Consider the following 21,903-nt stretch of genomic DNA (forward strand, 5'->3'; position numbering starts at 1 on the left):
TGTCATAACGTCAATAAAGTTTTATGGAAATTGCATATTTAAAATCATCGTTTATGACATGACATTAACGATTGGGTCGTTCAATTGTAAATTGCTCTCCTAATTTAGCGTAATCATTACCTGCTAAACGTGCAACAGGTTTGAGTTGATTTGCATTAATTTTACTGTCTCCAAAATATACATCGTCCTGTATATGATACTTAACAATTGTTCCAATAATTAAATCGGCGCCCTCATCTTCAGAGCCTAATAAAATCATTTGTTCAAGTTGACACTCAAATCTAATTTTGGCTTCTTTGATTGCTGGTACATCAATAATATCAGAAGTAATCATATGGAGTTCAGTCAAATCAAGTTCATTGTCTTCAGGTTGGATTGGCGCTGCAGTTTTATTAATTTCTTCAACATTATCTTCATCCGTAATATGAACAACAAATGATTTAACGTTTTCAATATTGATTGCGGTATCTTTGCGTTTTCCTGCTTTTCTTTGTGCGGAAATAGCAATCATAGGTGGCGCATTATTAACGATATTGAAAAAGCTAAATGGCGCAGCATTTAAACGCCCTTCACTATCTGAAGATGTAACAAATGCGATAGGTCTTGGAATAATCGAACCACTTAATAATTTATAATTTTGAACATCTGATAATTGGTTAGGATCAATGTGCTTCACGTTCTATCACTCCTACTCATTTCATTATAAAAACGCAAGAGTCTTATTCAAACCCTTGCGTTGGATTTACAATCTTATATTTAATTAATTTGAATACCACCAGTTACCCCGAAGACTTGACCAGTTGTATAACTTGAGTCCTCAGAAGCAAGTAAGACGTATGTGCCAGCGAGTTCTACAGGTTGTCCTGCTCTACCTAGTGGTGTATCTTGACCAAATTGCGGTATCGCAGACTGTGGTTGACCTCCAGTGATTTGTAATGGAGACCAGAATGGACCAGGTGCAACGCAATTCACTCGAATCCCCTTCTCTCCTAATTGTTCAGAGAAGCTTTTCGTGAGTGAGATGATGGCTGCTTTTGATGCTGCATAGTCGTGAATGAGTGGATTTGGATTATACCCTTGAACAGATGATGTTGTTGTTATAGATCCTCCAGGTTGTAAATAATCTAATGCCTTTTGCACGGTCCAAAATACTGGATATACATTGGTTTCAAATGTTTCTTTAAACGATTGCGTATCAAATCCTTGTAACGTGTCATGATACTGTTGATGACCTGCTACTAATGTCACATTATCTAAACCACCTAGTTCATTATACGCTTGTTCAACTAAATCATAATTAAATTGTTCATCACGAACATCCCCAGGTATTAAGACAGCTTTACGTCCTGCCTTTTCAATAACGTCTTTAACTTCTTGCGCATCTTGTTCTTCACTTGGAAGGTAGTTAATGGCAACATCGGCGCCTTCTTTCGCATAAGCGATGGCAGCCGCACGTCCAATTGCTGAATCGCCTCCCGTTACAAGAATTTTATAATCCAATAAACGATGATGTCCCTCATAGGAAGTTTCGCCACAATCAGGTTGTGGTGTTAAATTGGATTGAAGTCCTGGTAAATCTTGTTCTTGTTTTTCATAATCAGATGACTTAAATTTAGTTCTTGGATCTTGTGCGCCCATTTTATTCAACTCCTAAAGCATGTTTAGTGTTTGTTTACCCGTTCTTATTGATTTTTAAATCAATAATTGAAAAATATCATACAGCCACACACACCATATTTAAATTTCATCAGTGACGATGAATTAAATTAAAGTTCTTCAAACAACTGATCAATGAGCGTTATAAAATATTCTGGGACTTTCTCAAGTATACGTTCATCTGGATCAAATTTCGGATGATGTAGATCGTATTTACTATTTGAACCAATAAATGCAAACACACCAGGATGATTAGCTAATAAACCAGAAAAATCTTCGCCAATCGTATATGGATTCTCTAATTCAATGATGTTATAACCGACCTTTTTAGCGGCTTCTTTAGCATGTTGCGTTAAGTACGCATCATTGACTACCGTTCCTGGAAGTCTAGTGTAAACAACTTCAATTTCTACATTAAATAATTGCTCTAACCCTTGGGCTATCTCATGAAATCGTTGTTCTATATAATTTTGAATCTCAGGTTTAAACGAACGCACTGTGCCTTGGACATAAGCTTGATCAGCAATAACATTCCATGTATTACCAGATGATACTTCTCCAACCGTCACTACCGCGCTATCAAAAGCCGATATATTTCGACTTACAATCGTTTGTAGACTTGTAATTAATTGACCGAGTACCATAACTGGATCATTACCTTGTTCAGGTTTCGCAGCATGTGCACCTTTACCGTGAATTTTAAATTCAAAACGATCAACAGCGGACGTAATAGGCCCAGCCTTAATTGCAAATTCTCCAATATCTAATGTTGGATAGTTATGGAATCCAAGAATAGCTTTGACATCATCCAAGACGTCTGTCTCTGCAATTGCTTTAGCACCATACCCCGTTTCCTCTGCAGGTTGGAATATCAATTTCACACGACCTTTAAGCGTTTGCTCTTGTTCTTTTAATTTAGTGGCAATAGCTAAGATGCTAGCCATATGAATATCGTGGCCACACGCATGCATCACGCCTTCATTAGTTGAAGTGAATTCATGTTCAACTTGCTCTGTAATCGGTAACGCATCTATATCTGTACGTACAGCAATACATGGTTCTCCTTGACCAATTTCAGCTATGAGACCTGTTTCTAAAGGAAGGTCAATGATTTTAATATTATATGCTTGTAATATACGTTTTATACGTTTCGTCGTTTCGTATTCTTTCTGAGATACTTCAGGAAATTGATGAAATGTTCGTCTCCAATTGACATAGTCATTAAACGTTGTCATATCGATTGTCGTCCTTTCTTTTTGAAAATAAAGTGAATACCATAATAAATCAATGTCCCTATAACGACACCAATAGCTAAATTGTGAGACATTAAAATTAAAATCATCGTTATCATCATAACGATGCCATGTGTAATTGGCGCTTCTCTCAAATGTTTAAATGTACGTCTATCAAACGTATTTAAGGATATCGTAATAAGTACCGATGCCAAAACTGCCATAGGAATTAATCCTACAATTGGGCCCAAAATGACAACACAAGATAAAAGAAACATTCCAGTAATCAATGTCGCTAACCGTGTTGTGGCGCCCATTTTAAAATTAAACTTTGACTGACCTACTAAAGCGCTTGAACCATAGCCACCTAGAAATCCAACTAACACATTAGCTAACCCTTGACCCATCACTTCACGATCTTTATTCGATTCACTTTGCGTTATGGTGTCCATCATATCGTTAGTAAGATTGGTTTGAACGACAGAAATGATAGCCATGGTTAATGCATATAACATGATAATACTAAGTGCATGTGCATTTAGTAATTCTGTATAAACAGAAGGCTTAGGGAGGGTGAGTCGAATTTGTGCTAAATCATGTACCAATTGAACATTGGGTTTAATTAAATAACTTACTACTGTTAATACGATGATGGCGATTAGTGGCGCCGGTATCAATCGTATCAATTTCGAGGATAGATAAATGATAAGAAATGTTGCAATTGCTACATAATACGTTGCAGTTGTAATGCCAAAGATATATTTTATTTGTGTCGTAAGTAGTAAAATCCCCAACGCATTCATAAATCCTATAACGACAGTATCGGGAATATGATGGAGTATCTTATCAATACGACATAACCCAAAGATAATCAAAATGATGCCCATAACAATTGTTGACATAACTAAATAATGAACATTGTATTGTTCAACAAGTGGTGCACCTACAATAGAAATACCACTACTCGGACCAGATACCATACTAATCCGTTCTCCTAATAAACTTATAAACAACATCATTAATCCACAACTCATCAGCCCTACAGTAGGACTAATATGCACGATAAACGAGAAAGCTATAGATACTGGGAGTAATGCTAACCCCATTAAGATACCAGCCAAGATATTTTGTGCAACATCACCACGCCATTGTTGCTTATAGCTTAATCGTTTCATTACCAGTCACTCCCCTATTAGTTTATATCGTAACATAATTGTCAAACTTTTCTATCAATTCAAATTTAAAAAAGAGCGCAACAGGAGTGGGACAGAATTCTTTTTAAATTCGTTGTCCCAGCCTCACGTTCCGCTCTCACATATATGAATACATGATTTATAAGCAATTGATACGTCATCGATAACGGTATAATCTTATCATTCACGTTAATTATTGATACTTATACTAAGAAATGATGAATTAAATTTGCTGCTAATTTAGATGTACGATCATCTACATCATAGTCAGGATTGGTCTCTGCAATACTAATGGAAGATACCTTCTCACTTAATATGATTCGTTTACTAATTTCAAATACTGAATGCGGATATAATCCCAACACACTTGGTGCACTAACGCCCGGCGCAAACGCACTATCAATCACATCCATACATATCGTAAACATAATCGTATCGTGATCGTGAATAAATCGTTCTACTTTATCTTTAATGGTTGGTGATACTTGATGTAAGAGTTCATCCGCATACACATAGATAACATCGTTGTCTTTCGCATAATCATACAATGCGCGCGTATTGCCACCTTGAGCTAATCCTAGTACTAAATAATCAGCCTTATCATCATTATCTAGTATTTCTCGAAACATCGTGCCAGATGTAGGTGGTTCATCAGGTCGTGTATCGAAATGCGCATCAATATTTATAATGCCAATTGAAGCATCTGGATAGACATCTCTTGTCGCTAAATATTGGGCATAGGCAATATCATGTCCACCACCAATGAGAAAGGCTTGCTGATGTTGTTGAATAACTTTAGCGGATAACTGTGCCATCTCTTGTTGCGTCTCTCTTAGACAGTCATTCGTATGTGAGACATTGCCATAGTCAACAAGCATATCACACTCACTTAAATCCGGAAGTTTCGCAAACTCACGTTTAATAGCGTCTGGTCCTTTTCTTGCTCCGACTCTCCCCTTATTGTTCTCTACACCTTTATCAACCGCATATCCTAAGAAACCAACGCCTGTCTTCTCTCCTACATTTTCCATTTTTTCTAAATTAGCAAATTGTACTGTTTGAAAATGTCTAAACTGTTTGGGATCTGTGTCGCTATCTAAACGACCTGTCCAAAGTTGCGGATTACCTTGTGTATACATTTCATTGCCCCCTATTGATTTACTCTATACCATTATCTTACACCACAATGTAATGCATCGTTAATGTTACGTTATACTTTTGCTTACCCTTTTCAAATTAATTTAAGACATTAAAAATTGTTTTCAATCATATAAAAATAATTCAAGACTATTACATTTTAATGATATTTAAAATGGACAATTTATTTATACCCTTGTAATATGTATAATATTAAAGAAAGAGTTTTTACGGTTACCCTAATGGAGGTTACATAAATGAAGACGAATCGTATATCAGGATTTCAATGGGCGTTAACAATATTCGTATTCTTCGTAGTTACGATGGCGCTATCATTAATCCTACGAGATTTCCAAGCAACAGTAGGTATCAAGCGTTTTGTATTTGATCTTACTGACCTTGCACCGTTTATCGCAGCAGTTGTTTGTATTATTGCATTTAAAGATAAACGTGCTCAATTAGCTGGATTAAAATTTTCAGTTGATATCAGAGTTATTGAACGTATATTACTAGCACTAATTTTACCGCTAGTGATTTTCATGATTGGCATGTTTAGTTTTAATACTTTTGCCGATAGTTTCATTTTATTACAAGCAACTGATTTATCTGTATCAGTGCCAACAATCATTATCGGTCATCTTTTAATGGCACTTTTTGCGGAATTTGGATTCCGTTCATATTTACAAAATATTGTTGAAAATAAAGTGAATACATTTTTTGCTTCAATCATTGTTGGTTTAATTTATTCTATTTGGGCAGCAAATACAACTTACGGAATGGAATATGCAGGATATCACTTCTTATATACATTCATGTTCTCAATGATTATTGGTGAATTAATTCGTGCAACAAAAGGACGTACAATTTATATTGCAGTTGTATTCCATGCCGCAATGACATTTGCGCAAGTGTTCTTATTTAGTGAAGAAACTGGTGACTTGTTCTCAATGAAAGTCATTGCTTTGAGTACAACATTAGTGGGTATTATCTTTATCATTTTAAGTTTAATCATCAGATTTATTGTATATAAAACAACAAATCGTTCACTAGATGAAGTCGAACCTAACAATTATTTAGATCATGTGAATGATGACGACATTACAGACTCAGATAGTGAAGATGTAGCTGATGACACAAGTGCTGACAAAGAAGACAACAAGACCGTTCATCCTAACAACGATGACAGTGTAAGTCACGCATCACAGTCTGAGACATCTTCAAGTAGTTCAGATGTAGAACTTAAAGAGAATACGGCTTATAAAGAAGAAAGACGTTCATCTGTTGTTGATGATGCCAAAGATGAAATCGACCATGTAAATGACACAGCGAATCATAAAACGGATAAGTAAAGCTTATACGCCTTGTGATTTCTTATAAAGACTCACAAGATATTAAAAAAGCCTAGGACATAATTAATATGATGGTGCTATTTTGCAAATTCGCAGTAGCTGACTGAACTGAAAATGCACTTAAATCAAGCTTTTTTCAGTTCTAGTCATCCTTGCGGGGGTGGGACGACGAATTTTAAAAGAATTCTGTCCCACTCCCTTATTATTCGTTTAAACTCGTTTTATTTATAATTTTAACCCCATCTTGTGTACCAACAATCACTTGATCAGTAATATTTAAAAAATATCCTGTTTCCAAGACGCCAGTTAAATGAATTAAATAATCATGAAATGTAAATGGATCAATCTGTTTATTTAATTGACAGTCTAAAATATAATTCCCATTATCAGTAATAAATGGTACATCATCACTCATACGACGCTCTGTCACGACATCTTCATACATTTCAATTTTTTTAGCAATATGTAACCAATTAAATTTATCTACTTCGACTGGTAGTTTAAAACCTTCACCTAAATAATTAACGAGTTTGCTTTCATCCGCTAAAACAACAAATCGATGCGCCATTTCATCAATTACTTTTTCACGAAATAAGGCACCGCCACCACCTTTAATTAAATTAAGGTTAGGATCAACTTCGTCAGCGCCATCTATAGCCAGGTCAACGTGATCAACATCATTGATATCAACAATATGAATATCTAACTTCTTCGCAATTAATGCACTTTTATTAGAGGTACACACACCTGTAATATTTAATTGTTCATTATGAATTCTTTCAGCAATCTTTGGGATAAGCAATTCTATTGTGCTCCCCGTACCAATTCCTAGTATCATATTGTCTTTAATTTGAGCTACAGCATCATCTACTGTCATGAATTTAAGTTCTTTAGCATCTTTCATCTTAACTGTGACCCCTTTTCAATTATACTCAACTATTATTTTACATGACGTTGAAACAAATACCTAGTTCAATATGAGAAATTCTTTTATCATTTTTCTTATCTTTTAATTGTGAGTATAGTAAAATTTTGCTTATTAACTTTATCTGGGGGGAGAAGGCAATGATTTCAGTCTATGCAATTTCAGTAGGCAAAATTGAACAATTAGATTACGGTCAAAAAAGAGAAATGCGATCAGCTTTAAACAAGGCACCTATTTCAGGAAAAATGTGGTTATCCAAAACTGGCTTTGCAGAAGATGAACAAGCGTACAAAGACCATGGTGGGCCTCATAAAGCAGTATGTTGCTTTAGCAAATCGCATTATAACATGTACAAACATGCGTTGGACACAGTTCCAGATTATGCAATGTTTGGTGAAAATTTAACTGTAGAAGACTTAGATGAAGCAGATGTCTATTTTGGAAATCAATATCAATTAGGTGAAGCAGTGATTGAGGTGTCTGAAATTAGAGAACCGTGTTGGAAGATTCAAACTAAGTATGGCATTACAGATTTGGTTAAACGAATGACTTCGAGTGGCAAAACTGGCTTTTACTTTCGAGTCATACAAGAAGGCTATGTAGACCAAGATGATGATTTAAAATTAATCCATTTAGCAGATGAAACAACACGACTCTCTGTACAAGAACTGAATGAAATTTATTATAACGACCGCAAAAACGTCAATCGATTGCGCTATGCGTTACAAAATCCATATTTAAGTGAAACTCGTATAGCTAAATTACAAAAGCTATATCATCATGCACTTAAAACAACTTCATAAATGACTAGTAAGGGACAGAAGTAGAAATACGATTTTCACAAAATTTATTTCTTCCTCTGTCCCTTACTATTTTTATATTATTTTTCGGCTACGTGATACATTGTCTTAGCGTAAAATGTGTCATTCGCTTTTAAAATAGATTGTGCTTTATTACCATACACATTAATATCATTAGGTAAAAATTGCGTTTCTAGAGATACACCTGAGTGCGCTTTATAAATATTAAAATCACTATCCCAACTTGTCGTATCATTAAACGTAAAGATGACGACATTCGGCATTGTTGTAGTAACATCTAATAAGAACTCATCATTCTCAATGAAAAATTGCTTATTTCCAACATCGAATGGATGATCCAACCCATTTCTTGCACCAACCTGTTCTTTCAATTGGGCATTATCTGAGTTAAAAATATCACTAAACGAAATGCAATTTGATTTAAATATATTTACTAAATCAATTGGACTTGTGCTTGTAATTAAATTATGACTGTCAACTGGATACATATTTAATTGTTCACTCTTAATCTTGTGATTATCTATAACATTGTTATCTCTATTTAAATTGAAATAGACGTGATTCGTTGGATTAAATAGTGTATCTTGATTCGATTGTGCTTCATATTCTACTGTCCATCGGTGTTCTACATCATATGTATGAATCACTTTAATAAACATATCTCCTGGGTACCCATCTTCCATAGACTTAAGTTGAACAGTAAAGGTAATTTTTATATTTGTAATGTTATCTTGGATGTCGTAATTAAAAAGTCTTTGATCTAAACCATTACTGCCACCATGAAGGTGATGCAGGTGATTATTAGCTTCAAGTTGATATGTTTCACCATTTAAATTAAAACTGGCATTACCAATACGACCTGCATAGCGACCAATTGTGGCACCAAAATGAAAAGGATTAGATGGATAAAATTCATCCGCTTCAACTTTATTGCCTAAAACGATGTTGTTATCATGGTATTTCCACGAAACGACGCGCGCACCAAAGTTGGTGAATACAATATTCGTTTCATCGTTATCAATTTTGATTAAGTCAATACCATGTCTTTGCTTTTCTACTTCAACTATCATTACTTACGTCTCCCTCTTAAACACGCTTAATCAGGTTCTGTTCGGTAATATCATAACGCATACACCAATCACACAGATGCATGCCCCAATTAGATCATACTTATCAGGTGCTTGTTTATCGACAATGTATGCCCATATTAAGCTCATTACAATAAACACGCCACCATAAGCAGCATAAACACGACCGAAAGTTGGAAACGACTGGAATGTTGCAATGACACCATACATCATTAATATAACGCCACCTATAAATCCCAACCAACTTGATTGTCCTTCCCTTAACCACAACCAAATTAGATAGCCACCACCAATTTCACAGAGACCTGCTAATAAAAAGATAAAGATTGAATAAAGCATAGAAATGACCTCCAACGATTACTAAAGTTAGCCTCATTGTATCAATCCAATCATACCTTTATCTATTTAAATTTTAAGCACTGACTTTTCCACATACATATTGTTACACTTTTTTTATTAATATTCCATAGATTTTATATAAATTAAAAAATGAAAACGCTATCTATTAGGAATTTAATAGATAGCGTTTAATGACTATTTTATTCATCATGCAACTTACATAAGTGCTTCGTCTTAACTTTGACAATAAGCAATAGAATGACACTATATATGAGTGCTATGATAGCGACTAAAGGGAATCGATGCATGGCGAATTCAATAATGACATCGATTACACTCACAATGCTTAATCCAATCATTATCCAATTAAAAATTGTCGCATAGACATTTAATATGACAAATTTTTGTTGTTCATCAGCATATCTATAATTGGGGATTAAATTCAATATGCCTCTTGGTGTAGCGCCACGATTCTCTAAGTTTGGTGTGTTCATATCTGTATATTTAATACGTTTATCATCAAACATATATAATGCAACTATGACACCGACACCAATGATTAGCCAACTTGGTTGAAATACCCACTCATAATGACTCGTATGATTAAGGTTCGGCGTTAAAATATTAGCGACAACAATGATATATATTATCCATACGATGAGATAAATAATTCTTTTTAATTTGGCGTAATGATTGAGTTTTGATTTGTCACTAAAATCATGAACATAAATATGAATGTCATCTATGGTTTCTGAATGAATCGTTAATTTACACACGATAACAATTAAAAGAAATACACTACCAATAAAAAATGGTGAAAGATACTCACGTTGCAAATCATTAAACATTGCGAAGGCGGTAGTGGCGCATAAGAAATTTAAACTTAAGATGCCAAGTTTTGCTTTCAATGTTATGATTTGTTCTTTCAAAGCGTTATTATCTTTAATCTTCCTCATCCTCCCAGAATAAATCATTTAAAGTCACTTCTAGTGTTTTAGCGATATTAATACATAATTTTAATGACGGATTATATTTGTCATTCTCTATCATATTGATGGTTTGACGTGATACACCAACCGAACGTGCAAGCTCTAGTTGAGAGATTTTCTTTACACCTCGATATACTTTCACTTTATTCATTTTTCCACACTTCTTTCAACATCCCATATTCATCATCATAACGATTTAACAGGCTGATAGTCAATTATATATGACATATATATTAAGTCATTTCATTATTCGTTCACTTCAATTATAATTGCTATCATAATATATTGTCATTGTGTTATACCAGTCAAAACTTTAGCTTTATGATATACATGCATTTATTATTACAAGAAAGAAGGTGAATTTGTGGATTTTGTATCAAAACCGACGATAGAAACTGCTAAAGCGTTACTCGGTGTCAAAGTTATCTATCAGGACGAATTTCAAATGTATAGTGGCTATATAGTCGAAACTGAGGCTTATTTAGGATTTTCAGATCGTGCTGCTCACGGGTTTGGCGGGAGACAAACACCGAAAGTAACGTCACTCTACAAAAAAGGTGGTACCATTTATGGACATGTGATGCATACGCACTTATTGATAAACTTCGTAACACGAAATGAAGGTGTCCCTGAAGGTGTATTGATTCGTGCTATTGAACCTTTAGACGGCATTGAAGCGATGAAGCAGAATCGTAATAAATCAGGATATGACTTAACGAATGGTCCGGGTAAATGGACAAAGGCCTTTAATATCCCTAGGGCAATTGATGGTGCCACATTGAATGATTGTCGTTTATCTATAGATACGAAACATCGTAAATACCCAAGAGACATTGTGGAAAGTGCTCGAATTGGCATACCCAATAAAGGCGATTGGACAACTAAACCGTTACGATACACCGTCAAAGGCAACCCTTTCGTTTCTCATATGCGTAAATCAGACTGTTCCAACCCCGATGAAACTTGGAAATAAATAAAGCTAATACGCGTTATTTTTGCTCTAGAAATGTGACTTGCACGTCATATTCTAGAGCATTTTTTTACAAAATAATATTAATTGTAATCACTTTAAAAATTAATATTAGGATTAATTTTTTATACTTTTATAAACTTATTAAAAGTTCTTATTATACAAAAATCATAATTACTATCCTAGAAATCTATATTTTTTATATGTATAATGTTATATATGGGGATTTATAGCGCTTACATCAAGTGCTATTTATTTTTTAAATCGTTTCTTAAGGGGGCTATAAAAATGGAATTAGATGCAGTCACAACATTATGTCTCGCCTGTCTGTTATTTTTATTAGGTGAATTTATCGTCAAACACGTTTCATTTTTACAAAGAATTTGTATACCACCTCCCGTAATAGGAGGCTTATTATTTGCAATTCTAGTTGCGATCTTAGATACATTCAATATTATTCAAATTAAATTAGATGCTAGCTTTATTCAAGATTTCTTCATGATGGTGTTCTTTACTACCATTGGCTTAGGTGCATCATTCAAATTATTTAAAATTGGTGGAAAGGTATTAATATTGTATTTTGTATGCTGTGCTTTTCTAGCAATATGCCAAAACTTCATTGGTATCTCATTAGCTAAAGTATTACATATTAAACCATTATTAGGTTTAACTGCAGGTTCAATGTCAATGGAAGGTGGGCATGGTAATGCTGCCGCTTATGGTAAAACATTAGAAGAAAGTTTTAATATCGATTCAGCTGTTACAGCAGCACTTGCTGCAGCAACTTTAGGTTTAGTATTTGGCGGATTAGTAGGTGGACCTTTAGTAAAAGCACTCATTAAACGCTATAATTTAAAACCAGAAAATAGTGACGATACGTTTAAAGATTATAGTAAAGTTGAATCAAATGAAGTCCTGCACGGCAAATACGAACCAACGCAAGTATTCTTTATTCAATTAACCATTATTGCAGTATGTATGTCTGTAGGAACATGGATAGGCGATCAGTTTTCAAATTTAACTGGTCAAAGTTTACCTATGTATGTCGGTTCTATGTTTGTAGCCGTAGCAATTCGTAACATATCCGAATATGCGAACCTACAACTCATTGATTTAAAACTCAATGACCAAATTGGTGATGTGGCATTAGGATTATTCTTATCATTAGCATTGATGAGTATTCAACTTACGCAAGTATATTCTCTCGCATTACCACTTATCGCCATCGTCTTAGTCCAAGTTGTATTTATTTCATTATTTGCATTCTTTATTTTATTTAGAGTGCTTGGTAAGGACTATGATGCTGCAGTCATGGCCGGTGGTTTTATTGGTCATGGTTTAGGTGCCACACCAAATGCAATGGCGAACCTAGATGTGATCACTAAGAAATATGGAAGCTCACCTAAATCTTATTTAGTCGTGCCAATCGTTGGCGCCTTCTTAATTGACCTAGCTGGTGTACCAATCGTCATGGGCTTTATGAATATTTTTGGAAATTAAAATTGATGTTTGCACTATTTAAAAAGCAAGTTGAGCATTTGTACGCTCAACTTGCTTTTTTATCTAATATTAATTATTTTAGATTATCCTCGATGAATGTCTAAACCACGTTGGTCTATCCATGACATTAACTTCTGGTCGAATACTAACTTACTTTGTTTTAATTCACTAATATCTCTTGCATTTAACATCGTCATTATTGATTTCGTATGTGCAATAAATGATTCAACATATTCAATCGTTGTTGTAATGCCGCCATTTTCAACTTGGTTTAAAAATGGTCGAGACATCCCTACTGCTTTCGCACCTAAAGCCAAGCTCTTAACGACATCTAATGGTGTTCGCACACCACCACTAGCAAAGAAATTGAGTGAATCTTGATAAGCCGAACTTTCTAGTAAAGACTCAACGGTTGACTGTCCCCAATTTGCAAGATAGTCCATATCTTTGTTTGTGCGACGTTCATTTTCGATTGTGACAAAGTTCGTTCCACCTTTACCACTTACATCAACATAAGTCACACCTACATCAATTAAGTCTTTGTATAATTCTTTACTCATGCCGAAGCCAACTTCTTTAATAATGACCGGCACATCTACACGTTGAACGATAGATGCTACATTATCTAACCATGTTGAAAATTCTCGGTTTCCTTCAGGCATAACGAGTTCTTGCGGTGCATTAACATGTATTTGTAGCGCTTGTGCATCTAATAATTTCACCGCTTCAACTGCTTTATCTACAGGAACATCTGCACCAACATTACTAAAAATAGTACCTTCTGGGTTAGTTTGACGTGCAATACTAAACGATTCAGCCATTTTAGGATTTCTTAACGCAGCATGTGTTGACCCTACTGCCATCGCTAACCCAGTTTCTCGAGCCACGATTGCAAGTTTCTCATTAATTTGTTTCGTCCACTCACTACCACCTGTCATCGCATTAATATAAATTGGATACGTCATATCAAAATCCGTCGTGTGACTTGTTAAGTCCACATCATTTACATTAATACTAGGGATGGAATGATGTACAAATCGCACTCGATCAAAGTCTGATTGCGGTGCATCACTTTGAGCCATTGCTATTTCGACATGTTCATTTTTCCTCTGTTCTCTTTGAAAATCACTCATCTTTGTACCTACCTTTACTTTAAATAATAAAATTTCAAATTATATTAGAACCATTTTTTTCTTTTGAAAAAGATAATCAATGCGATAGCTATAATTAACATGACCACCATACAAATAGGATAACTATAGTGCCATTTAAGCTCTGGCATGTACTCGAAATTCATGCCATATACACCTGCAATAAATGTTAAAGGAGAGAAAATAACTGACACTAACGTAAGTACTTGCATAATACTGTTCATTCTAAATGATGAATAAGATTCGAAGTTTTCTCTTATTTCATTAGCCATCTCTTGTGATGTTCTGATGATATTATTCTGTTTAATAAGATGGTCGTCGATATGTTGAATATACATTGAATGCTTACTATCTACAATTAAATTACCTTCTGTTTTAATGGTATTTACCAATTCTTGCATAGGGAACAATACCCTCTTAATCTTGATTAAATCGGATTTAATTTGAAAGACATTATCCATAATCTTTTTACTTTGAGTGTCATCTACATGCGCGTCTTCAAAGTTATACGTTTTATCTTCAATTGTATACACGAACTCAAAATATTTATCTACCATCATATCTAATATATGTATCACTATATCTGCACAATCTAAGTCAGGATCATGATGATGTGCGTTCATCTTTGCCACTTCATTTAATGATTCGAAATGTTTATGATGATACGTAACCAGTACTTTCTCATTTAGAAATACATTCAAAGAGATTGGAGAAAAATCATCTCTATACATGCTATGAAAGACTAAATATTGATATGATTCATAGGATTTATATTTTACACGTGGTACACCAGTAATGGCATCCTCTAACTCTAGATAGTTAAATTCAAATTGACTGACTAAGTAATCATTCTCTGCTTGTGTTGCATTTTCAAAATCGAACCAAACAATTGTTGCTGCTTCAGGAATATCGTCAACACTGTCAACTTGTGTAAGTGATTGATTTTTAGTTTGATATCGAATCGTCATTGTCATTGTTACATTTACCTCCTGCATGACCATACGTCTTTCATTCTACCATGAATTAAATCATGTGTATGTGTTAATTTTATTTAGTAAAATAGAAGCATCCATATATGAGTGAGGTCTGATAAGATGAGCAATCCATTAGTTATTAACAATGTTGTACATGCATCTCAAATTGATCATAACAATCATATGCATGATTCAGAATATAATAAAGCATTTAGTGCAGCTGTAAACGAATTTAATTACACACATGGACTTTCTTTAGAAAAACGCGAAATCCTTCATTACACGATGTTTACATTAGAAGAACATACGACGTATCTTGTAGAGTTGTCCCTTGATTCCACTTATCGAATCGAAGTTTATATTTATGACTATGACTATAAACGTGTGCATTTCTTTTTAATGCTTTATAACAATAAGGATGAGTTAGCTGCAACGAACGAAGTCATGATGATGGGGATTGATGCTAACAAACGCAAGTCAGCACCGTTTCCAACCGACTATCATCAAAATATTGCGCGTTATTATCAACAGCAAGGTACGATCGATTGGCCTAAACAATTGGGTCATCAAATTGGCATACCTAAAAAGGAGAACTAAAACATGGGACGAACATTCCGCAATCAACTATTAGAATTATTATATGATTTAAACGATGATTTAAAAGTAGATTTAATCGCACTCAATACGACAAAACAATTATTTATGAACGGTCCAAGTCAAGAATTACTGAAAAGAGCATTTAATATAAGTTATCATCAAGGACAAAAGCAAGCAATTGAAGCTCTACGAAATATCACTGAAGCGGAAAATGATGATCAACACTTACAACATGTTGTGCATCGTTATATCAATGAATTCACTGATGCTTCTTTAAATTTAAATGCATTATCGGAACAACAACTGGCATCACAAACAGATTTAGCCCAAGTGATAGATAACCATTATCATCACTTAGGCCAAAAACAAATCATGTCTCAAGTACAGCACTTGCTTAAATAGTATTAATGTAAATAGATACGAATAATTTATGATATAGAAATAGAGGAGCGCATAGGACAACATTCTTTTTAAATTCGTCGTCCACTCCCATTCTGCTTTGTTTGTAAAATTGCTTGGTGAAACGCTCTTTGTTGGAGCCCCGCATGCAAAGCATACCAGTGCAAACGCATACTGAATTTGCTTGTTTTATTAATTCAGTCGATTACGACGCATTTGCTACGTTGCCCATATGATGTTGAGGATTTCAAACGCTAAACGTTATTTAATTTAATACCCATTATACGTCAATCGTTTTAGCGATTTGTTTAATTACTTTGTGAGATTCATGTATAGGAAATAATGGGAAATCATGGAACATTTTAGGATATTCAAAGAATTGAACAGATTGGCCATTGTCCTCCATATTATAGACAAAACGTTTCATATCTGGATAGTAAATTTCTCTGCCACCACCAAATATCACAACTGGTGGTAAATCTTGAAGTTGTCCATAAATAGGTGAAATTAATGGATTAGCCAAAGCTTCCCCTTGCGTCCATACATTGAATATGCGATGTAAACCATCTCTATTTACGAATCGATCTTTATTCATTAAGTCCTCAGTAATTTCTGGGTTAGTTAGCGTCACATCTAACATTGGTGACAGTAGATATACTTTATTAGGTAGTGGTTGCTTTTTAGCTATAAGTTGTTGAACGTAACTTAAAGCTAAAGCGCCTCCTGTACCATCGCCCATAATGACAATGTGTTTTGGATCTACTTCTTCTAATAAAGACTGATACACAGCATCTATCGCATTAAATGTGTCATCCATATGGTGTTCTGGCGTTTTAGGATAAATAGGCAGTACGACTTCATACAATGTACTTAGTGTCAGTTTATCCATAAATCTCCAATGAAATGGAGAGGGTTGTAGTGTATTATAGCCACCATGAATATAAAGTATTTTCTTTTTTGTTTCATGGCGGAAGTTGAATCTAAATACTTGCATCTCATCGAGTGACAACTTATCTAAATTAGACTTAACATTTAAACTTGAAGGTTGTTTATGTTTAGCTTGATTAATGTCTTTTCTCTTATCCATAAACTTATCAAAATCCGAATCATTATCAAACAATATTGAGCGGTTGTGCAGTAAGTATCGATTGATGATTCGATTAACCATGTGTGATCTCATAAAATTCTACCTTCCTTAATTAATAATAAATTACTTAAACGTTATTACATTAAGCTCAAAAAACGATATAATTGAAATTACGTTCTAAAAATTCTCGATTAATTATTTAATATAATATTGTTATTTGCATATTAAATTCAGTATAAATTAGTCAAACTTAGAAAACAATGAATTATAGTAAAGGAGTTAGAAAAGTGTCAGAAAGAAAAACAATCCAATATGATGATAGACCACCTATTCATAATCAATATTATCCTCGTTCTCATCGTTACAATCGAAAAAGAAGATCTTGGGTGAGTTTGATGATTCAAATGATTATTTTCGTATTAGTAGCTATCACTGGTTATAGTATGTATAAACAACCTATCTTCAATTTAGCCTTTGCCAACCAACCTATCTTCAATTTAGCCTTTGCCAACCAACCTATCAGTTATGCTCAAATCAAAGATTTTCAAAATACGGTTACACAAATAGGCGCACTCAACATTAATTTAAGTCAATTAACTAATTTAGAAGACATAGCCAATCGCCTTGTATTAGTATTTAATGTATTTTTTATTTTAGCAATTATAAGTTTGATCATCTCTGCTTTAACGATAATCTTTAATCGAACTTTACTAAAGCTTTTTAATTTTATTATTATTTCTATTATGCTCATAATGTCCATTTATTTTGGTTACGCCATACAAGTGATTGGTCAACGTATTGCAGATAAATTACAAAGCTTTTCTTTGAATGTTTCAGCTAACCAAATTATTAATGAAGCTGACGCCATTCATAACGCGCTCATTCTATTAGTATGTAGTTTAGCCTTATTAATAATTAGTTTCTTTTTTAGAAATCGTAAAACAAATCAATACACTATTAAATAATCTCACTTATGCCATTGTAGACGTTAAACTCAAGTCACAATGGCTTTTATTGTTGTAATAAAAAAAGTATCGATCACACTTATCAAAGTGTACCGATACTTTAAAAATAATGTCCCCCAACATCATTTTATTTAAATTTATTACTTTCCGCATGCATCATTCTTTCATGTTCCGCATCAGCGCCTTTTTTGCCTTTTAAGAATAAACTTAAAACAAATGCTAAGAAAGCTAATCCAGTCGCAATCCAGAATGCATCGTTAATGCCTTCGATATATGCAAGCTGATTAACATATTTCAAGATAGCTTGTAATGCTTCAGATTGACCGCCATATTGTGCCGCCATTTGACGTACATGATCTTGAATCACAGGGTTTGTTTTATCTAATTCATCTGCAAACGCACCAACATGATTTGTTGTTTGCGTTGTCATAACAGTAACAAGAATCGCCGTACCAATTGAACCTGCTAATTGTCTCATTGTATTAAGGAATGCGTTACCGTGAGAGATTAGTCTTGGTGGCAGTGCGTTAATCGCTGCTGTCATAAGTGGCATCATAACGAATGCCATACCAAATGATCGAATAACATAAATACTCATAATATGAAGATATGGTGTATCCATATTTAATTTAGTAAGTTCCCATGTTCCATAAGTCATTACTGCTATACCGAATAATGCTAATGGTTTTAAACCGATTGTATCAAGTAGCTTACCAGTAATTGGGCCTAAGATACCCATTACTAACGAACCAGGAAGTAATAATAATCCTGAATCTAGTGCTGAGAAGCCACGTAAGTTTTGCAAGTAAATTGGTAATAAAATCATACCACCGAATAAACTCATCATTACAACCATATTAATAATAGTTGTAAGTGTAAATGTTGATGATTTCAACACTTCAAGGTTTAACATTGGTGCTCTCATTGTTAATTCACGAATAACGAATGCAACAATAAATATTGCACCAATAATAAACATAATTACAATTTCAGTTGAACCCCAGCCTTTATTTCCGGCTTCACTGAAACCATATAATAATGCACCAAATCCAATCGTACTATAAACAATACCTTGATAATCGGCTCTTGGATTTGTTGTTTTTTGGTACAGTCTGAACCAGAAGTAACCAAAAATCATTGCTGCAATACCTAGGAAGAACATACCATAGAACATAACATTCCAATGATAGTTTTGTACGATATAACCTGATAACGTAGGTCCAATTGCTGGAGCCAATATCATTGCTATACCCATTGTTCCCATTGCAACCCCACGTTTTTCTGGTGGGAAGATTGTAACGATGACGTTAGAACCTAATGGCATTAATACACCAGCACCAATGGCTTGAAGTACACGTCCCCCCATCATCATTGGGAAGTTATTCGAAAGTGCACAGACTAAAGACCCAATCGTGAATAATAAAAGTGCAATAATAAATAACTTACGATACGAATATTTATTAAATAAGAATGCACTAATCGGGATTAAAATACCATTAACTAACATGAAACCTGTCATCAACCATTGTCCAGTTGATGCCGAAATATTGAATTCTGTATTGATTTTAGGCAATGCAACGTTAAGTAATGTTTGGTTTAAGATGGCAATAAACATACCAAACAACATTGCAGCTAAAATTTTATTTCTTGTAATCCCTTTTCCAAACACAAAATCTTCTTTTTGTTTTTTGATGCGTTCGTTAACGCGTCCTTCTTGAGAAGCGGGATTAATTGGTTCATAAATTGAATCTTTTGGTAGATGTTGATTATTTACATCATCATCTTGTTTATCATCCTCAGTAGCATCATCAGAATAATGTAAGGAATGTGATGCTTGCTTTTGCTCAGGATGTATTTGCTCTGAGGCATGATCTTGTTGATCTTGTTCATTCTCGAAATGATCTTTGCGTTTATCATTTTCAATGTGTCGATTTTCTGTGTTTAAGTGACGAAATTGATGATCATCATGGTGAGCATCTTGCGTACGTTCTGACGCTTGATCTCGGTCTAAGTCACTGATTTTAAATTTAGATGGATTACTTTGACTTTTAGATTCTTCATTTACGTGTTGTCCCTTAGTTTGGTTCTTACGTTTCTTGCGTGATTTCAACACAAGAACGTTAACTAAACCAACTAAAATGACCGCTAAAACAATATATCCAACAATGAAGGTCGTTGTCATTCTATGACCCCCTTAGTTTTTATGAATTTTAACTTCAGCATTCATTCCAGGAACAACATTTTTAGATGGTGCAGAATCTAAAGAAATTTTAACTGGTACTACTTGTGATACTTTAGTGTAGTTACCGTCAGTGTTAGATGATGGCATTAATGAGAAGCTAGCTGCAGTCGCTTGGCCTACTTCTTCAACTTTACCGTCAATATCAGAATCTTGACCGTCAATAGTTACATCAACTTTGTCGCCTTTTTCTACACTGCTAACATCTTTTTCGTCAATATTTGCTGTAATATATAAATCATCTAAATTGTAAGCATAAGCAATTGGTGAACCTGCTTGTGCAACTGAACCTTCCATACCACTTGTTTTAACGATTGTACCGTTTTGTGGCATTTTGATATCCATAGTTTGTGACTCACCACTTTGGCTTTGACCACTCACTTCTGCTACTTTGTCACCTTTTTTAAGTTTGTCCCCTTGTTTTGCATCAAGAGATTTAATTTGACCTGAAGTTGGACTAGAGATTTGAATTTGATCTCCATCAACTTTGGCATTATCAGTTGTTACATAACTTGTAGCATTATGATATAAGTAGAAACCTACGATACCGACTACAACTAGAACAACGATAGTGATGATATTAATTAACACCATTTTTTTCATTGAACATTTCCTCCTATTTGCTTTTCAAAATCACTTTTAATATTATAAAGACATATACATAAAAATAACACCAACAATTATCGTTAAATTGTCGGCTATGTGAAGTTATAGATAAATTAGGTGACACGATGAAACAAAATGCTAAATATAAAATAATCAAAAGCTTAATCGATTTATTAGAAATTCATCCCATTGAAGATATATCCATCAAGATGATTTGTGCAAATAGTAATGTCAATCGCTCAACATTCTATGATCACTTTCAAGATAAATATGATTTGCTATCTAAAATTCAAAATTATCATTTAAATAAATATGAACATCTACTAAACGCATTTTCTTTTAACTTCGATAACATTAAAAAGAATCCTGAGAAAGTTTATAAATTCTTTCATATTATTTTAAAATATATTTATAGAAAGAAAGCATTTTACCATGCCATTTTTATTTCTCATCCAAACAAAGCATTAGTAATGGAATATATTGAGATTACGAAACAATATTACACAAACATTTTAGGAGAAAATCATACAACCATTCAAAATGTACCCTTCTTTATTACGTACACAATGAGTGGGCAAATCGGTGTAATATTAAATTGGTTACGATTAGGGTGTCAAGAAAGTCCTGATGAGGTCACAAGTGCGTTACTCGCTAACACGTTAAAAGTTCAAAGATAGTCGTATGGA

At 34.0% G+C, this 21,903-nt stretch carries 23 protein-coding genes; 8 read left to right on the forward strand and 15 right to left on the reverse strand.

Features of this window, described 5'->3' with window-relative positions; genetic code table 11:
* Positions 1–64: 64 nt before the first annotated feature.
* The 5 genes from KA828_RS02695 to hutG form a co-directional block, all read right to left on the reverse strand.
* The gene (locus tag KA828_RS02695; RefSeq protein ID WP_075108052.1) at positions 65–676 is read right to left on the reverse strand and encodes a flavin reductase family protein; all 612 of its coding nucleotides are present in this window, start codon (positions 674–676) and stop codon (positions 65–67) included.
* A gap of 80 nt (positions 677–756) precedes the next feature.
* On the reverse strand, positions 757–1,638 hold the full coding sequence (locus KA828_RS02700) for an SDR family oxidoreductase (RefSeq protein ID WP_075108053.1): 882 nt from the start codon (positions 1,636–1,638) through the stop codon (positions 757–759).
* Positions 1,639–1,766: 128 nt separating this feature from the next.
* The gene (locus tag KA828_RS02705) at positions 1,767–2,891 is read right to left on the reverse strand and encodes an amidohydrolase (protein ID WP_075108054.1); all 1,125 of its coding nucleotides are present in this window, start codon (positions 2,889–2,891) and stop codon (positions 1,767–1,769) included.
* Positions 2,888–4,063 (reverse strand): SulP family inorganic anion transporter, encoded by a 1,176-nt coding sequence (locus tag KA828_RS02710; protein ID WP_210125341.1) that lies wholly within the window; start codon positions 4,061–4,063, stop codon positions 2,888–2,890. The genes KA828_RS02705 and KA828_RS02710 overlap by 4 nt, the downstream gene beginning before the upstream one ends.
* Before the next feature lie 221 nt (positions 4,064–4,284).
* The gene (hutG, locus tag KA828_RS02715) at positions 4,285–5,220 is read right to left on the reverse strand and encodes a formimidoylglutamase (RefSeq protein ID WP_070854612.1); all 936 of its coding nucleotides are present in this window, start codon (positions 5,218–5,220) and stop codon (positions 4,285–4,287) included.
* A gap of 255 nt (positions 5,221–5,475) precedes the next feature.
* Here hutG and sdpC point away from each other — a divergent pair, with 255 nt between their 5' ends.
* Positions 5,476–6,567: a peptidoglycan release complex CPBP-like subunit SdpC gene (gene sdpC, locus KA828_RS02720; protein WP_210125342.1), complete on the forward strand. Its 1,092-nt coding sequence runs from the start codon at positions 5,476–5,478 to the stop codon at positions 6,565–6,567.
* A gap of 202 nt (positions 6,568–6,769) precedes the next feature.
* Here sdpC and KA828_RS02725 read toward each other — a convergent pair whose 3' ends face one another.
* Positions 6,770–7,471 carry a ribose 5-phosphate isomerase A gene (locus KA828_RS02725; protein ID WP_075108057.1) on the reverse strand — a complete coding sequence of 234 codons (702 nt, stop codon included), beginning with the start codon at positions 7,469–7,471 and terminating at the stop codon, positions 6,770–6,772.
* A 161-nt stretch (positions 7,472–7,632) separates the two neighbouring features.
* On the opposite strand from KA828_RS02725, the gene KA828_RS02730 reads away from it, so the two are divergent.
* Positions 7,633–8,295: an MOSC domain-containing protein gene (locus KA828_RS02730; RefSeq protein ID WP_193839035.1), complete on the forward strand. Its 663-nt coding sequence runs from the start codon at positions 7,633–7,635 to the stop codon at positions 8,293–8,295.
* A gap of 77 nt (positions 8,296–8,372) precedes the next feature.
* On the opposite strand, the gene KA828_RS02735 is transcribed toward KA828_RS02730, so the two are convergent.
* From KA828_RS02735 to KA828_RS02750, 4 genes are all read right to left on the reverse strand, one after another.
* Entirely contained in the window at positions 8,373–9,383 is a 1,011-nt protein-coding gene (locus KA828_RS02735; RefSeq protein ID WP_075108059.1) for an aldose epimerase family protein, read from the reverse strand.
* Between the two features lie 30 nt (positions 9,384–9,413).
* Positions 9,414–9,740 (reverse strand): YnfA family protein, encoded by a 327-nt coding sequence (locus KA828_RS02740; protein ID WP_070854607.1) that lies wholly within the window; start codon positions 9,738–9,740, stop codon positions 9,414–9,416.
* A gap of 200 nt (positions 9,741–9,940) precedes the next feature.
* Complete coding sequence (locus KA828_RS02745; RefSeq protein ID WP_210125343.1) at positions 9,941–10,696, reverse strand: hypothetical protein; 756 nt, start codon at positions 10,694–10,696, stop codon at positions 9,941–9,943.
* On the reverse strand, positions 10,683–10,880 hold the full coding sequence (locus KA828_RS02750; protein ID WP_075108061.1) for a helix-turn-helix transcriptional regulator: 198 nt from the start codon (positions 10,878–10,880) through the stop codon (positions 10,683–10,685). Before KA828_RS02750 ends, KA828_RS02745 begins: the two co-directional genes overlap by 14 nt.
* A 213-nt stretch (positions 10,881–11,093) precedes the next feature.
* On the opposite strand from KA828_RS02750, the gene KA828_RS02755 reads away from it, so the two are divergent.
* Together KA828_RS02755 and gltS are read left to right on the forward strand one after the other, a co-directional pair.
* Positions 11,094–11,702: a DNA-3-methyladenine glycosylase gene (locus tag KA828_RS02755; RefSeq protein WP_053028630.1), complete on the forward strand. Its 609-nt coding sequence runs from the start codon at positions 11,094–11,096 to the stop codon at positions 11,700–11,702.
* Between the two features lie 285 nt (positions 11,703–11,987).
* Entirely contained in the window at positions 11,988–13,199 is a 1,212-nt protein-coding gene (gene gltS / locus KA828_RS02760) for a sodium/glutamate symporter (RefSeq protein WP_075108062.1), read from the forward strand.
* A gap of 83 nt (positions 13,200–13,282) precedes the next feature.
* Here the strand turns inward: gltS and fni are convergent, their stop codons facing one another.
* Positions 13,283–14,332 carry a type 2 isopentenyl-diphosphate Delta-isomerase gene (gene fni, locus KA828_RS02765; protein ID WP_210125344.1) on the reverse strand — a complete coding sequence of 350 codons (1,050 nt, stop codon included), beginning with the start codon at positions 14,330–14,332 and terminating at the stop codon, positions 13,283–13,285.
* A 44-nt stretch (positions 14,333–14,376) separates the two neighbouring features.
* Positions 14,377–15,324, reverse strand: a complete 948-nt coding sequence (corA, locus tag KA828_RS02770; RefSeq protein WP_053028633.1) for a magnesium/cobalt transporter CorA — start codon at positions 15,322–15,324, stop codon at positions 14,377–14,379.
* A gap of 120 nt (positions 15,325–15,444) precedes the next feature.
* Here corA and KA828_RS02775 point away from each other — a divergent pair, with 120 nt between their 5' ends.
* Positions 15,445–15,921 (forward strand): thioesterase family protein, encoded by a 477-nt coding sequence (locus tag KA828_RS02775; protein ID WP_210125345.1) that lies wholly within the window; start codon positions 15,445–15,447, stop codon positions 15,919–15,921.
* A 3-nt stretch (positions 15,922–15,924) separates the two neighbouring features.
* Positions 15,925–16,323, forward strand: a complete 399-nt coding sequence (locus KA828_RS02780) for a hypothetical protein (RefSeq protein ID WP_210125346.1) — start codon at positions 15,925–15,927, stop codon at positions 16,321–16,323.
* 277 nt (positions 16,324–16,600) lie between these two features.
* Here KA828_RS02780 and KA828_RS02785 read toward each other — a convergent pair whose 3' ends face one another.
* Positions 16,601–17,500 carry an alpha/beta hydrolase fold domain-containing protein gene (locus tag KA828_RS02785; RefSeq protein WP_210125347.1) on the reverse strand — a complete coding sequence of 300 codons (900 nt, stop codon included), beginning with the start codon at positions 17,498–17,500 and terminating at the stop codon, positions 16,601–16,603.
* 194 nt (positions 17,501–17,694) lie between these two features.
* On the opposite strand from KA828_RS02785, the gene KA828_RS02790 reads away from it, so the two are divergent.
* Complete coding sequence (locus KA828_RS02790; protein ID WP_210125348.1) at positions 17,695–18,372, forward strand: hypothetical protein; 678 nt, start codon at positions 17,695–17,697, stop codon at positions 18,370–18,372.
* Between the two features lie 127 nt (positions 18,373–18,499).
* Here the strand turns inward: KA828_RS02790 and KA828_RS02795 are convergent, their stop codons facing one another.
* Positions 18,500–20,554: a DHA2 family efflux MFS transporter permease subunit gene (locus KA828_RS02795; RefSeq protein WP_210125349.1), complete on the reverse strand. Its 2,055-nt coding sequence runs from the start codon at positions 20,552–20,554 to the stop codon at positions 18,500–18,502.
* Between the two features lie 12 nt (positions 20,555–20,566).
* Entirely contained in the window at positions 20,567–21,214 is a 648-nt protein-coding gene (locus KA828_RS02800) for an HlyD family secretion protein (protein WP_053028639.1), read from the reverse strand.
* Positions 21,215–21,342: 128 nt separating this feature from the next.
* On the opposite strand from KA828_RS02800, the gene KA828_RS02805 reads away from it, so the two are divergent.
* A complete protein-coding gene (locus tag KA828_RS02805; RefSeq protein WP_210125350.1) occupies positions 21,343–21,894 on the forward strand; it encodes a TetR/AcrR family transcriptional regulator in 552 nt (183 codons plus the stop codon).
* Positions 21,895–21,903 lie beyond the last annotated feature (9 nt).

Origin of the sequence: Staphylococcus sp. GDY8P85P, from assembly GCF_017892405.1 — a bacterium.
Lineage (GTDB): Bacteria > Bacillota > Bacilli > Staphylococcales > Staphylococcaceae > Staphylococcus > Staphylococcus borealis.